We start from the raw sequence: 14,384 nt of genomic DNA, 5'->3' as shown, positions 1-14,384 counted from the left end.
TGCGGTATGGTTGTTGTGGACTTCCCTTAAAACCCTAGCAAGGATAATTCACGAGTTGCTTCACGTATGCTGCAAACTGTTTGTTTACCACTTTTTATGCACAAGATGTAATTTTCTAGCATTTCAACAAACATGTCGTTTCGTTCGAACTTTTCATTTGGAAACGATACCTGCTGACCTTCTCTATTCAGAAAAACCAATGTGTTCTGGTGACAGTCCCATTCAAACCGTCCTGAGGTCGTTATGATAGTCATTTTATGAACCCTTGGCTTCTGAAGATAATCAATGTGTATAACGCCCGTCATTGCATTTTCAAATTCTATTTGGATATCTGCAATGTCTTCCACGTCTATTCCTAAACTGCCTGTTGACTGAGTTAATACCGTCAGTTTCTTAAACCCACCAAAAATAAAGCTGAGATAGTTCAGAGGATGAATTTGCGTGAGCAAAACGCCGCCTCCTAGATCTTTTCGCGCGCTGTATCCTTTTTTATAGTCTTCCCATGGATGCCAATCAGGCAAGTATTCGGACCATTGCGCTGATACCCACAAAGGCCGTCCAAATTTATCTTTATCTACCAGTAAGTCCCTCAGTAAGCGAATGTGCGGATGATGACGAAACTGATAGGTCACCAGGGTGATGAGATTCTTTTCATCCACAATAGCATTTAGTTCTTCCAAGCCTTCTAAACTGTGGGATAGAGGCTTTTCAATGTACAAGTGACATCCGTGCTTGGCAGCTAATAAGGCGGTTTCGACATGTAGAGATGTTGGATTAGCAATGATACATACATCTGGGGAGTGCGAAAGAGCCTCGTTGATATCAGAAAATTTAGGTGTTTCTGCAATGATATTCTGCACATCGGGATACACACTTTGACCTGTGGTATATAAAATTATATCGTCATATCCTAGCTTTTTAAGGTTCTGAAAATGACGAACGCCTATTGACCCCATACCGCAAATTAAAAACTTCATGTGAGTTTTCTCTCAGCTTGATTAAAATCTGAGATGCTGTCGATATCCACCATCTCATCGTGGCTTATAACCAAAGGGAATACCTTTCCTCCGCTTACCGAACCGGATAGAAGAGTCGACGCCCGCACCATCTCAAGATCCCCAGTTTGAAAGTACAAATTGGGTAACTTTTGTCGGGGCAGGTTAAAGGCTTCTTTCTCTGACTCAACAAACCCTTTCATACTTCCATCTTCCGCGACTGACCAAACTCGATAAGGGTGCTCTTTAACTGGAGCTACCGTTCGTACTGAAGTGGCTGCGGGATTATTCGTCAGAATTTCGATGCTTTTTTCTATTAAGTTTGCTGGTCTAAGCGGAGATGTTGGGCGAATAAGTGCCAGAAAATCATAATAATCTTTATGTTCAATAAAAAAGTCTAAAGCATGCCTCATAAAACCATAGTCTTGACTGTCATCTTCTGCGATATTTTTGGGGCGCAAAAATGGCACGCTGGCACCCCAATGCCGGGCAGTTTTAGCATACAGTTCGCTGTCTGTTGATACGATAGTTTTGGTTATTAAAGGACAGCGAGTAGCGTATTCAATGGAATACGCTAATAGTGGTTTGCCTTTGAGTAAACGAATATTTTTATCCGGTAGTGATTTACTGCCAGACCTTGCAGGTATTACAGCCAGTACTCTAGGCATTTTTTTTTCTCAATAATATGTGAACTTCAGAAGACTCACCAACCTTATCTAATTCCAATTGAGATTGATCTAAGAATTTTGACAGCCTGTCCTTAAAATCATTTTTTATGGCTTCAGAGACATGCTTTTGTTCTAACTTAACATATATTTGTCTGTACAAGTCCACCATGTCAGTTCCAAACCACCATCTACCAACAATCTCAAGTTCGAATTCTGAGCACATATAATCAATGGACTTTTCGGTGTATAGGTGTGTGTGACCACCGTGTAATTGTCGGTGAAAAATATTGTCATCTAGCATTTCAATGTAGACGGACAAGCTAAACGTAGGGACCGACAAAAAGACGTACTTGATGTTTGGATTAGCATTTATTTTTGCAAGTGCCTCTCTTGGCGTTTGCAGATGTTCCAACACACCAATCATTGAGACAACTTCTGCCTTGGTCTCTTCCAGTCCTTTGTGACCATCATCAATGGAGTGGCTGGTTAATCTTGCAGACGTGAACATTCGGTTTGCCAGATTTACTTGTGCGACAGAAACGTCTGAACCTGTCACATTGGCCAGACCGAGTTTTACGAGTGCGGCAACGAAGTACCCTGAACCAGCACCATAGTCAAAATAGGATAATTTATGTGGATTTACATTTTCTCTTTTTAAGCAGGTAAACAAAAACTCCGCTTTAGGAAAATAAATACTTGCAGTCCTATATTCGTAGTCCTCAATAGTGCCGGAGGAATAATTTTGCGCGTAGCTCGTATCATCTTCTTGGTAGATTTTCTCACAAAATTCTTGAGTGTCTTCATGTGCGCCGTTCAGGTGAGTACAGGTTTGGCATATTTTGTAGGGTATCGAATCTTTGATGAAGTCAGCTTCTACATGTAGTTCCTGTGCGCAGTTCTTGCAGTGCTTTCGGAGTGACTGCGCTGTGTACAACTTTGCTATTTCCCTTTGTTTTTCAACATGTAAAGCATTTTCTTCAAAGAATGAGTGCTTCTGGATAAGCAATGCGGAAGAAGGCTTACCAAATTGCTTTAACATACTTGTAACTCCTCACTAAAGCGCTTGATTTTTTCATTATCATCACAGGACAGTACTTTCTTTATTGCTCCGGCACCATTAGATACACCCACAATAATTTTGGGGGAATTAATATTGTCGACTATAATATCTCCATCGTCGCCGAAGTAACCGCCTGAGACAATATTGCAATAGGACAACGATTTCCTCCCATATCCTGTAGATAGAATGCTATCCATTTTAAGCATTTCATAGATAAAACCCTCTAAAGCGGCTGTTACATCCACTCGATACAACTCTAATTTGTTCTCAATTGCTGATCTGATCGCCTCGGGAGTTATATTGTTCTTCCCTAAATCCAAGACTAACGCATTACATGAGATGGTTTGTATTACCTCAGGTGTAATTATCGGTACGCCATTTGTACATCCAATCACCACATCAGCATTAAATGTAGTGGACAATAAACTGCTATGGAACGTAATTTGAGAAACGGTATTCTCGTGTTTGATTAGATTTAATCCATTAGCGATTTGATGGCCTATATGAAATTGTTGGCGATAGGTATGAACATCTGCCCCGCACTCAACGAGCTTCAAAGCCAATTTGTTGCCTATGTTTCCCGCACCGAGGATTGCAATCTTTTTACCGCTTAGCACTCGTAACCTTTGACTTAAGAAAGACCAAGCACTGTTAACCGTCAAATCGTTTGGTTTAAATTCGAATGTGCGGCTATGTTTAATTTTTTGAAAGCAAATTTTAGATAAATTACCAGTTTCAATGGGGCCTATGGTTTTGCGGTGGAGGTAAATTGAGTCTTCGCTTGTAATCGGCTGTTTGTGTATAGATAGAGGTAGTTTTTTTTCTGTATCCACCAATACAATATCAACCTGACCATCGATGATTTCTATTAGCTCCAACAAACATTCCTGCTTGAATATTACACAACCTGCGACTGCAAAATCTCTCGTTACTCTTAGTGGAGTTACATAAGGATTTTCTTCTTCTTTAGACGTTGTCGCTATGGTGAAAATCCGTTTGACGGGTAATTTTGTCAATTCAGATACAAGTGACCTCACGACTTCAATAAAAGGTGTCATGTTTCCTCCTATGGCCGGATTACATCCCAAGTGATGGGAGTATCTGCCGGAACAAATTTTTGTGCTTTGCAGCCAATCACCAAATCTTCATATTTTGCATAAAGCCCGTATGCAGGTCCTTTATATACAATATGTTCTTTATTTATTAGTTGACCTGGGTGGATGTCGACGCTTGAATACATCGTTTTTCTGAATCGAATCATTGTGCTGATTTCATCACCTGCAGGTTGCTTTATTCCGTCACCCAATGCTTCTTCGATCAAACGAATATTGGAGATCATGTTTTTCATCTCCGATGGTTCTAAGGATAAGACGTGGTCAGGACCCTCCATATGCTTATCCAAGGTGAAGTGTTTTTCAATTATGTTCGCGCCACGGCTAACCGCCGCTAAACTGACCACATCTCCAACAACATGGTCAGATAACCCCACAGGCAGGTGGTTAAAGGCTTGTTTTAAAGTGTCTATTGCACGAATATTCATTGATGCTGGTGGACAGGGATACGAAGACGTGCAGTGCAACAACAATACCTGACGATTGCCTGTGTATGCCACTGTCGTAAGTGCATCCTCAACATCAGCAAGCGTTGCCATACCAGTCGACAATATGATTGGTTTACCGGTTAATGCAACCTTTTCAATCAGTCTGAGATTGACCAGATCGAAAGATGCAATTTTGTAGCAGTCAACACCTAATGTCTCTAATTCGTCTACACTTTCTAAATCAAATGGAGCAGAGAACAATGTCATCCCTTTTTCTCTTGCATACTCAAATAACTCTTGAGTTTGAGTAATCGACAACTCATTCTTCTTGAACATTTCGTAATCGGTTTCTTGAGTATTTAGTACTTTTTCAACGTAGCGAGATGTTTTTCCCTCAATTGCCACTCTAAGATGGCTCTTGTAGCTCTGCAATTTGACAGCGCTTGCTCCTGCGTCAACAGATTTATCAATAAGTTTCTTGGCAAGATTTAAATTTCCATTGTGGTTCAAACCAATTTCCGAAATTACATAGACCGGATAGCCATCACCGACCCATTGATCACCTAATTTGACTCGTTTATTAAAATCTAAGCGAGGCTTAGCTTTGTCTATTTTGTTTATCTTAAATGTGGGATCGGTGAGTATTTCTGCCAAATCGATTGACTTGCTGAACAAAACTTGTAGATCTGCATAGGCGTATTCAGCCAAACTGCCAAGTGTATATAGATTTTCGATTGAATCTATCTTTGCCCGAGTCTTCGCAAGTTCATTTTCATACCCCAAGAAAAACATGGGATACACTTCGGGCAATTTGATAACTTTGGTATCAAGAATTGATTTTTCATCGTTGACCAAATTTAAAGACAGGAACTGCGCTTTGACTCTCTCGATCAGGACAGCAGAGTCCATTTTATCAATGGCATCCCCATGGTTGTAGGTTATTTCGAAACATAAGATTGTGCTATTACTCTCGGGGTCTTTAACAAATGAGTTTTGATCTGATACTCGATTGAAAAGAATTTTGGGGTCATCTATGTAGATGAAATCTACGCCTTTGGGTAACACATCAGCCGTTCCCATCGCCAGGTATACAAGTGTTACACCGCGATAGCGTAATTGAGTTGACTCTCCCAAAAAGTTACACATAGTGCAGTAGGAAGTTGTATTGATGACAATATCGCGATTACTGACTGTAATGTTTCGTTTTGATGTTGCAATATTTGCAACTCTGCTATCTCGCAATGCGATCCGCTCAATACATTCGTTTAAACTGAGTTTTCCGCCTAAACCCAAGACTTTGTCCCTCAAGTTATTCAGAATGGTGCCGCTTCCTTGATTGCCTACAGCACTCCATTGCCCCTCAAAAAATGGCCCTGATTTATCTCTGATTTTTATTCGTTTGGGTGCCCAGTTTGCGTCTAGTTCTTTTACTGACATTCCCCACAGTTTTTCAGGGTACCGAATAAAAAACATCTCTTGGAGCGTTTCTCCCGCGAGAGCTCTAATGTACTCATAGTAGTTTCTTGCTTGAGCAACTTTGTCCGGATCAACGTTTTCGAGTTCACGTTTGATTTTGTTCTTTATTTCGCTCGGCAGGTTGTCGATAAATTCTCGATTTACAGGATAATCATAGAATTTATTATCCTTAAGATTTTTTGACCAATGATGTCGCTCATAGAACAATTCGGGGAATTCGGCTTTCCAATACTCTTCTATGTCTTTGTCTGGAGTGTGGTAGATGTGTGGGCCGAGATCGAGTTGACGCCCTTGCCAGGTTATGCTTTTGGCTAGTCCTCCGACGGTCTCTGATTTCTCAATGATCGTGACTCGTTGGCCTTTTTTTAACAACTCATAGGCAAGACTTAATCCTGTAACACCAGCACCCAAGATATAGTAATCGTTTACCACGATGTGAAGCCTCCATCTACAACGATATTTTGACCATTGACGTAGTTTGATGAGGCGCTCAATAAAAACAGCAAGGTAGAATGCAAATCTTCGGGATTCGCCATTCTGTTCATAGGTGTTTTTGATTCGTAGTTCCTTACAAAATCGTCACTTTGTCGGTTATAAACTCCGCCCGGAGATATACTATTTGTTTGTATGTTGACGTGACCAAAATGTGTGGCCAAGTATTTTGTGAGTTGAATGATTCCCGCCTTACTTATGGAATAAACCTCTGAGTTATTTCGTCGGCTATTTCCATAAATCCTAGGGTCACTGCTCACCACACCATAGATTGAACCAATGTTAACTATTTTGCCTTCAGAGCGAAGTTTCATCCGTTTTATCGCACCCTGACACATTAAAAAGGTGCCAAGCAAGTTCACCTTTACAACGTCCATGAACTCTTCAGCAGTGCGGTCTTCAAAAGGCGTAAACACGCCTATACCGGCGTTGTTTATGAGTCCGTATACATCAGAATGTTCGTTAAATAATTGGTTCACAGCGATAGGATCAGTAATGTCTAACTTAGTAACCTCAAGATCTGTACCAAACTCTGCTAATTGATCTGTATTTATATCGACAGCAACAACCTTATAATCGTTTTCAAGTAACAACTTAATGTAGCTTTTACCGAGTTGGCCGTTTGCGCCTGTAAGAATAATTTTTTTCAATATCTTTCCTCAATTGACTGACTGTGCCATTTCTCACAATACAAATCGCTGTTAGTTTACCGTCCAAATTAAAATCTTAGAGTCGATAGACACTATATATTTTTCGATTTCTTCTTTATGTGCAAATGAAGCCACAAGTATCAAATCAAGTGCTAGATTAGATATGTTGTCTGGGTTTAAAACGGGTACTCCATCAAGCTCAGATAATTGTTGATACTGTTTGTCAAAGATATAAAGTGGTCTTAAGTTACTTGTCGTTAAGACTTTTAGCAACATAACTCCTATAGTACCAGCGCCGTAGATAGCAAAATTATTACTATACTCTTTAGCCAGATCTAACATCGTACAAACACTGTCAAGAGTCAGTTCTTTCTGTTGGTTTTTAAGTCGTGTTAACTTAGCTGCAGCCATTTGGTGTTGATAATTGTCGTCATTCCATCCTAAAATTTGTGCTATTTCTTCCACTGGTTTTTTATTTCTAAGTCCTAATTCTTCTTGCGCCCAACTTATGGATTGTTGTGCGTGCTTTGGATGTTTACAAAATAAAAAAGGTATAAGCTGTCTGACATACTGCTCAGTAGTATGTTGAATCATGAATACAAATAGGTCTTGATTTGCTTTGGCATAAGGATCGTTGTCAAATTTATAATTTGAAAAGTCTGAGAATTTACCGTAGATCGAGACCTTAGCCCCACAGTAGGCAGCATATGGCAGGTGGGAACCTATAGTATTAGTTGTTACGAATTCGAAACTGGAAAATATATGTTGTAATCTAATAATCGCATTAGTTTGGTTTGCACTAGCACCTATTATCATTGGGTAATTGTACTTTTTTAGAAGCTCGGGCCAAATACCGTGTTCGTAACATGAATGATGAATGCAGAAGACTACTTCATCGAAATCATGCCTTATTTTTTCGATGTCTTTGATATATTGCTCTTCGTTACCAACATTTGGTACGTGTGGTGTTGTATGTTGTGGCATTACCAGTAAGGTGTTTGGCACTCGAAGTTTTGCATCAATGGCTTCGGCATATATAAAAGGCATACCTACAGCAGTTGCTTTTATCTTGTGATGTGCCAAGAAATTAACATGCTCCTCTTGCGCCACCAGAAAATGCTCATCATCTTTACCCCAAACTGTGAGTTGTTGTTTGTATTTAAGTGGGATATGTATCCAGCCGTGCCTCCAACCGGCCCAACTAAATGGGACGTTTTTGATCCTCAGTTGCTCCGCTATTAAACGTGAAGCTCCATAGTAATCTGCCTCGGATAAGAAATTTGCATCGTCATTATGGTAGATTGGTTCTGGAATACGGTGTAAAAGCTCATCCAACATATTGTCTTTTCTCATAGTAAACATCTTATTCTGATAGTAATTCAGACAAGAGAATTATTTCATTGTTAGTAACCGTTATAACATACATGTCTTTTATTGCTTTAAACCTAGCGTCGCCAGACAGATAGCTTAGTTTACCTTCAGGATCTCGTGCTTCACGAATACGGGATTCCACGAAAGCCTCTTGTGCTTTGAGGGGTTTTAGGCCGCCTAAACGATCATTGCGCACGAAGAATAGGTTGTTACCCGCGCTGTTGGAGCCTATTAGTGAGTAACCCTTTTGCTTTCCAAGATACTCAAAGGCCGAAATGGACGCGCCGTAATAAAGGTTACTGTAATGAGCGTCGGTGCGAAAAAATTTGGGATCGTAAGGAACAGAAATCGTAGCTTCCGGACCAAAGACACTGTTCCATTCTACAGCCACTATCACTGGATTGACTGCATCAATAGCTTGCCACACCCAATAATCATTACCGTCAATATCGACGCTCAACAAGCCAATATCACCAGAAAACCCCGCATTATTAATTAAATGATTGATGTTATCGCGGTCAATCCAGGCATGCACTGCGGTCAAGTCATTTCGCCAATAGAAATCTTGCTTTTTAATAGTCTCTACATTTCGCTCAGAACCGTCAAAAACCAGCCCTCGCCAGTTATTGTTTACTAATAAAAAGCGGGTATTTGATTCAAGATAACTTTCGACTCCAAATTCTATAAAAGTAGATTCTTCTTCAGAGATGTTAGTTTCTTTGATCAGATATTGAATGATGCCATCTTCTCCAAATTGAGAGAAAACCTTAAACTCGGCATCGTGCAGGCTTTTTATATCAGTACGTTGTTGGTTGGCAACGGCCAGTGCACGGCCCTGCAAAACCATCATATCTGATAGCCTTTTATGCACAGAGCTCATGGCGTTTCGGACTATTGCATTGATATCTGGTTGCTCGGGAGTCGCGGACATCTGTTGTTCCTTAAAGTTGTTGAAGTATAGCTGAAACGATCGCTTGATATTTTTCGGCAAACAATGCGCGATTATCAGCTAAATTAATTCTGGCTTTAGTAAATCGGCTAACAGCTCGCTGTCTTTCATCATTTCTTTCTTGCCAAACATGCAACATAGCTGCGGCCAGTGCTGAAGGGTCTTGAGGCGAAAAGTAAACAGCATCTTCAGGAGCCTGTTCACGATGTACCGCAAGATCGGAGAGGATAATCTTTTTACCTGTATATTTAGACTCTTCCACTGTGGTACTCCAGCCTTCAAATAATGAGGGATTGATTACAGCCAAAGCTTGGGCCATCAGAGACATCATCCGGCTGCGCTCAACCAAACCGAGCACAATGAATCGCTCTTCAAGCCCCAGCTCCTTAATTCGTTCCAATAGCTTTTCGATATTTGCTACATTGCGGTAGTCACTTAAACTACCTGTGCAGACCACCTTAATCTCAGGCTGCAGTAGCAACAGGGCTTCGACCACTACTGCATGATTTTTATGTGCCCAGAATTGATTTGGAAGATAGAAAAAATCTTCATTTAGCTGTGACTGATCCAGTACTTGTTGTTGATAAATAAGATCTTCGTCTTGAATATAGGGCACAAAAGGCAGTACGTGGGTTTTTACAGATTGGTATTGAGGATATAACTCTCTGAAATCGTTTTCTGCTGCTTCACTACTCAACAACAAATGACCTAAGCGCTCAGCTACCATGTCCATACTTTGGTCTCTGCCTCTAAGCTCGGCCTCACTAAACAGATGAGGTAAATGACAGTGCTGAAAATCGGGCATCCAGTAGAGCGTTGGTGGGAGAAACCTCTTACCTGGAAGGGCATGAGTAATCAAATCGAGCTGGTAGCGTCGCGCATAATATGCCAAAGGAATATTAGTCTTAAAATGACGAGAAAGTCTCCTGATACGATCAGAGTTATTAATCAGGTGCTCACATTGGATAATATTGATGTGGGGGCGGTAACTCTGATTAAAAATGTCGCTGCGATTCGTCAGAACATAGTATTCGTGATCCGGGCACGGATATTGGTCTAGTGCAGACAGTAAGCTTAGGAAATAGTTGATTCCGCCAAACCAGCCTTCATCTGCGATTACGCAAATTCCGATTTTTTTCATGATTGCTCCTGTTTCTTAAACCATGCAACATAACGTTCTAGCCCTTGTTGCAAGCTTGTGTGATTAAGTTGTGGATAGGCGTGTTGTTCTAGGCTATCGGATACAAGGTTGTCAGGGTCGCCGGGCTTACCAATCGAAGAAAACATAGGTGCTTGCCGATAGCCTGCTATTTTCAATAACATGGATAGGATTTTATTAATGGTGACGCCTCGTCCGGTGCCTGCATTAAGCAGTTGATTCTGTTCGTTGATATGCTGAGTCATCAGATTTAACAGAAAATCGATCAGATCATTGATGTAAACCCAATCTCGTTGTTGCTCTCCACTTCCGAAATAGCAAAAGTCTCCTCGCTTGGCCTTGTTCAAGGCATCCCATAGCAGTTGCTTACGTAGCCCTTCGCCATAGACTGAAAAGGGGCGCACTATTTGTGCAGCGATTTGATAGCGCTTGGAATAGAACTGGATCATTTCTTCCGCGACTTGCTTATGCAATCCATATGGAGACATTGGCTTGAGTGGGCATGTGATTGAGGTGCTATCGGTTGCATTCTCACCGTAAACCGCTGCACTAGACAGATAAATCAGCCTTGAGTGTTGCCAATCTGTTTGCATCTTGTGTAGCAATGCGCTTAAGTGGGGTACTGTCTTGGCAAAATCATGGTAAGGGTCTTGCCACGAAGATGCGACTGATGCACCACCTGCTAGACTGAAAATCAGATCCGGTGTTGTACATCGCTGATAGAGTTGGCTGTTCAACTCTCCATGAAAGTAGTCAACTTCGCCCTGTGCTGCTTGGGCAAGATTGTTGCCTATGACTTGAACCTGATGCTGTGCCTTGCTTAATGCTGCAACTAAGTGCGTGCCAATAAAACCGCCACCACCCAAGACTAGGATTTTTTTACTCAATTTGTGATTCTCCAAGGCCATTTTGCTGCTAGCCTAGACTGATTTCAGGTGAAAATGTCTTACTGATTCTTCGTAGTTTTTATTCCTACAACAAGCGTAACATTGACTCAAATCTGCAACATAATTAAGTAGCCATAATATTTACTCTATCTTTGTTCTGTTGCTGGCTGTGAATACGTAAGCTCTATTGCGAAGTTCTGAATTTTAAATTTGGGGGGAATTAGCCGACCACAAATTTGCATGTCTGTTGAGACAACATCGATATACATTCGCTCACGTGCATTTTTAACCACATTCCAAGCATTGTTAGCCTGGTAGCAAAATCTCTCGAAACCCTTATTAAAGATTGATCAATCCCTTACAGCTTTGGTTTGCTCTGAAAAATTGGCTTCTACTATGTCTTTATTTCGCTTTTACAAATCCATATCAAAATTACCATGCTGGTAATAGTATGAGAAACCTTCTAAGAATAATACAAAACTGTGTCAAACCAATCAGTTGTCATATACCCTAAACTCACTCTATAGTCTGGTCGCAATCAGTGAATACATTCTGAAATGCGCTAAAAATTATCCAGAAAATACTAAAGGCAATAGCTAAGATTGGTTTATATTCTTTAATGGTATCGGCAGCACCTTCTAAAGCTTCAATTTTTGAACCTTCGACATCCATATTTTCAAATTTGGAACCAATTTGTATTTGCCAGAATAGATTTATCCACCAAGGCAAATGAAGCTGACTGAAATCGTTACGGTAACTAAGCCAGCTACACATGATGGACTAGGAACGCTTTAATCTGTTGAGTAAAAAAGGCTGCCAAGTCCACAAATAGTTCATGGTTATCCAGAGCAGCGGTTTTTTGCAGCATACCCAAGATAGAAGCAAAATGCGTTACTCGCGGACGTTCAGATCTGTGCAGAGCGTGGCCAGCCATGGTTATTCCTACCGCGACCGATTAAGTTTGACCGAGAAAGAGCCAAACAATTTATGCTTCAATTCACTTATATCGGGGCTGTTTGTTACAGATTAAGAGTGTTTTGACATTCTGCGTAAGCGACAAGAGCGCGTTCTTTTTTAACATCAAATGTAAAGAACTTCGAAAAAATAACAAAAAACATCTCAGCAACTATCCTGCTTTGTGTTATGCCGTACTACCCGCATCCACAGTAATCACAGTACCTGTGATAGAGGCAGCCTGCTCGCTAAGCAAATACAATACCGCAGCGGCTGCATCATCCGGTGTCGCCAGCCTGCCCAGCGGGCTGCGGCGTTTGACGCTTTCCAGTTTATCGCCTTGTAAGCTATTGGTCATATCGGTTTGCATATAGCCTGGAGCAACGCAATTGACAGTAATACCTGCTTTGCCAACTTCTCGTGCCAGCGATTTGCTGAAACCTTCCAGTGCCGCTTTACTGGCGGCGTACACGCTTAATCCATTAAAACCAGTTCGGGCGATAATAGATGAAATATTAATAATGCGACCGCTCTGATTCAGCAGCATTGGCCTTAACAGGTATTTGCTGAGCAGAATTGGGGCCTGCACATTAATATTTAGCAAACTGCTAATTTCACTATTGTGCATGGTTGCCAGCACGCCGTCATAACCGACTGCTGCATTGTTAATCAGCGCATAGGGACGGCCGTATTGTTTTACCAGCGTACCGCAAAGGCTGGACAGCTGTTCCAAATCAGAAAGATCGACAGCAGTAAAATGCAGTCTTTTATCGTTATGCTGCTGCAGTTGCTGCAGTTCATTCGACAAGGTGCGGGCAAGAGCAAGTACTTCATAACCCGCAACAAGTAGTTGGCGGCAAATGGCTAACCCCAGGCCTCTGCTGGCGCCGGTCACAATCACTAACTTAGCCATGAGGCTCCTTTCTGTTTAGTTTGCCAGTAGCATTCGTACTTAAGTGGTCAACAAAGTTAAATCGGGTAGGGATCTGGTAGCGCGCAAGATGCTGCTGACAGTGCCCAACTAGCTGAGGTTGTAGCTTTGCACGGTCAGTATGGCTTGTGACAACAATATCTGCCACCACCAACTGTCCAAGCACACTGCTGGCTTTGGCATAGACTTTGGCCTGTAATACATCCGCTATTTGCAATATGACCTGCTCAACCTGTTCAGGGTGTACTTTATTGCCACCAACGTTGATGATGCCACTGTCGCGGCCTAGAAATTGTACGCGATTACCCTGAATATGAACCAGATCCCCGGTGTCCATATAGCCTTCACTATCAAGACGTCTGGCGAGGTTGCTATCTGGTGTATGAAGAGGTTTTAACCAAAGATGATGTTGTTCGTCGATTTTAAATGCCAGGCCACTATGGTGGGTGTCTAACCAGCTGAGTGGAAAGCCAGCCTGTTGGTCAGAGACAGCAAAGCCCACACCTACTTCTGTTGACGCATAAATATGTAATAGACGGGCGGAAGGAAACAAAGCAGATAGCTTGTTCAGCAAAGCCTGATCGGCAATTTCGCCACCTAGTGTCAATTGAAGAAGTGGGAGTTGATGCAAGCAGCCTGTCATCAGCAATTGACGCCATAACGAAGGTGTTGCTGATAATGCTGTAACACCAGAGTTTAGCATCATCTCTATACGCTGTTCGGCATCACCACTGCTGCAATCGCTGATACAGGCTCCAGACAGCAGGCTTTGCAGCAATACCTGCAAACCTGCAAAGCGGGTGGGTTGATAGCATAGTCCCCAGTGCAGTGAGCTTTGAGCAGCAGCTACCTTGACTGCTCGGCTTAAGCTGGCAAAAGTATGTGCAATCCATTTAGGTGTTCCTGTAGTTCCCGAAGTTGCCAAATACCAGAGTGTGTCTTGGCTACAGCTAGTTGTGTGCTGTATCACTGAGGGTTCACAGGGCCAGTGTTGAACCTGCTCCGGTATATCCAGCTCAGTTTCAGGTAACAGATATAAGGCACTACACCAGCCATCAAATGCCAACAGTGCCGTAAGAAACTGTGGCAGAGCGCTGTAGCGTATAGCTACGCCTTGTTGCTGTAACTGCGGATACTGCTGACGTAGTGCTAAGGCACCTGAAATGAGTTGCTGGTAGCCGACCTGTTCACTATCGATCAGTGCTATACCACTGTAATTTGCTTGCTGTAATTGTCGCAGCAGGTCCATTAT

13 protein-coding genes are annotated in these 14,384 nt (G+C 41.8%); all 13 read right to left on the bottom strand.

What is annotated here, in order from left to right; genetic code table 11:
* Positions 1-26: 26 nt before the first annotated feature.
* A complete protein-coding gene (locus tag EMM73_RS07295) occupies positions 27-977 on the bottom strand; it encodes a Gfo/Idh/MocA family protein (RefSeq protein WP_127685784.1) in 951 nt (316 codons plus the stop codon).
* Positions 974-1,663: an acylneuraminate cytidylyltransferase family protein gene (locus EMM73_RS07290; RefSeq protein ID WP_127685783.1), complete on the bottom strand. Its 690-nt coding sequence runs from the start codon at positions 1,661-1,663 to the stop codon at positions 974-976. Before EMM73_RS07290 ends, EMM73_RS07295 begins: the two co-directional genes overlap by 4 nt.
* Positions 1,656-2,702 (bottom strand): class I SAM-dependent methyltransferase, encoded by a 1,047-nt coding sequence (locus tag EMM73_RS07285; protein WP_127685782.1) that lies wholly within the window; start codon positions 2,700-2,702, stop codon positions 1,656-1,658. The genes EMM73_RS07290 and EMM73_RS07285 overlap by 8 nt, the downstream gene beginning before the upstream one ends.
* Complete coding sequence (locus tag EMM73_RS07280; RefSeq protein ID WP_127685781.1) at positions 2,696-3,781, bottom strand: Rossmann-fold NAD(P)-binding domain-containing protein; 1,086 nt, start codon at positions 3,779-3,781, stop codon at positions 2,696-2,698. Before EMM73_RS07280 ends, EMM73_RS07285 begins: the two co-directional genes overlap by 7 nt.
* 8 nt (positions 3,782-3,789) lie before the next feature.
* The gene (locus EMM73_RS07275) at positions 3,790-6,171 is read right to left on the bottom strand and encodes an FAD-dependent oxidoreductase (protein WP_127685780.1); all 2,382 of its coding nucleotides are present in this window, start codon (positions 6,169-6,171) and stop codon (positions 3,790-3,792) included.
* Entirely contained in the window at positions 6,165-6,881 is a 717-nt protein-coding gene (locus EMM73_RS07270; RefSeq protein ID WP_186435154.1) for an SDR family oxidoreductase, read from the bottom strand. Before EMM73_RS07270 ends, EMM73_RS07275 begins: the two co-directional genes overlap by 7 nt.
* Positions 6,882-6,932: 51 nt before the next feature.
* Complete coding sequence (locus EMM73_RS07265) at positions 6,933-8,234, bottom strand: hypothetical protein (RefSeq protein ID WP_127685778.1); 1,302 nt, start codon at positions 8,232-8,234, stop codon at positions 6,933-6,935.
* Between the two features lie 10 nt (positions 8,235-8,244).
* Complete coding sequence (locus EMM73_RS07260) at positions 8,245-9,183, bottom strand: hypothetical protein (protein WP_127685777.1); 939 nt, start codon at positions 9,181-9,183, stop codon at positions 8,245-8,247.
* A gap of 10 nt (positions 9,184-9,193) precedes the next feature.
* Positions 9,194-10,342 carry a glycosyltransferase family 4 protein gene (locus tag EMM73_RS07255; protein ID WP_127685776.1) on the bottom strand — a complete coding sequence of 383 codons (1,149 nt, stop codon included), beginning with the start codon at positions 10,340-10,342 and terminating at the stop codon, positions 9,194-9,196.
* Positions 10,339-11,247 carry an NAD-dependent epimerase/dehydratase family protein gene (locus EMM73_RS07250; RefSeq protein WP_186435153.1) on the bottom strand — a complete coding sequence of 303 codons (909 nt, stop codon included), beginning with the start codon at positions 11,245-11,247 and terminating at the stop codon, positions 10,339-10,341. Before EMM73_RS07250 ends, EMM73_RS07255 begins: the two co-directional genes overlap by 4 nt.
* A 516-nt stretch (positions 11,248-11,763) precedes the next feature.
* Complete coding sequence (locus EMM73_RS07245; protein WP_127685774.1) at positions 11,764-11,976, bottom strand: class I SAM-dependent methyltransferase; 213 nt, start codon at positions 11,974-11,976, stop codon at positions 11,764-11,766.
* A gap of 412 nt (positions 11,977-12,388) precedes the next feature.
* Positions 12,389-13,114 (bottom strand): SDR family NAD(P)-dependent oxidoreductase, encoded by a 726-nt coding sequence (locus tag EMM73_RS07240; RefSeq protein ID WP_127685773.1) that lies wholly within the window; start codon positions 13,112-13,114, stop codon positions 12,389-12,391.
* The gene (locus EMM73_RS07235) at positions 13,107-14,381 is read right to left on the bottom strand and encodes an AMP-binding protein (protein ID WP_127685772.1); all 1,275 of its coding nucleotides are present in this window, start codon (positions 14,379-14,381) and stop codon (positions 13,107-13,109) included. The genes EMM73_RS07240 and EMM73_RS07235 overlap by 8 nt, the downstream gene beginning before the upstream one ends.
* Positions 14,382-14,384: the final 3 nt, after the last annotated feature.

This window comes from Rheinheimera sediminis, assembly GCF_004005375.1.
Classification (GTDB): domain Bacteria; phylum Pseudomonadota; class Gammaproteobacteria; order Enterobacterales; family Alteromonadaceae; genus Pararheinheimera.
Note: the sequence above shows the minus strand (reverse complement) of the source record. Positions and strands in the feature narration are given on the sequence as shown.

Excerpts from the sequence above, each read along its gene's own strand:
- EMM73_RS07295 (WP_127685784.1), bottom strand. The coding sequence starts at position 977 with ATGAAGTTTTTAATTTGCGGTATGGGGTCAATAGGCGTTCGTCATTTT.
- EMM73_RS07290 (WP_127685783.1), bottom strand. The coding sequence starts at position 1,663 with ATGCCTAGAGTACTGGCTGTAATACCTGCAAGGTCTGGCAGTAAATCA.
- EMM73_RS07285 (WP_127685782.1), bottom strand. The coding sequence starts at position 2,702 with ATGTTAAAGCAATTTGGTAAGCCTTCTTCCGCATTGCTTATCCAGAAG.
- EMM73_RS07280 (WP_127685781.1), bottom strand. The coding sequence starts at position 3,781 with ATGACACCTTTTATTGAAGTCGTGAGGTCACTTGTATCTGAATTGACA.
- EMM73_RS07265 (WP_127685778.1), bottom strand. The coding sequence starts at position 8,234 with ATGAGAAAAGACAATATGTTGGATGAGCTTTTACACCGTATTCCAGAA.
- EMM73_RS07260 (WP_127685777.1), bottom strand. The coding sequence starts at position 9,183 with ATGTCCGCGACTCCCGAGCAACCAGATATCAATGCAATAGTCCGAAAC.
- EMM73_RS07255 (WP_127685776.1), bottom strand. The coding sequence starts at position 10,342 with ATGAAAAAAATCGGAATTTGCGTAATCGCAGATGAAGGCTGGTTTGGC.
- EMM73_RS07240 (WP_127685773.1), bottom strand. The coding sequence starts at position 13,114 with ATGGCTAAGTTAGTGATTGTGACCGGCGCCAGCAGAGGCCTGGGGTTA.
- EMM73_RS07235 (WP_127685772.1), bottom strand. The coding sequence starts at position 14,381 with ATGGACCTGCTGCGACAATTACAGCAAGCAAATTACAGTGGTATAGCA.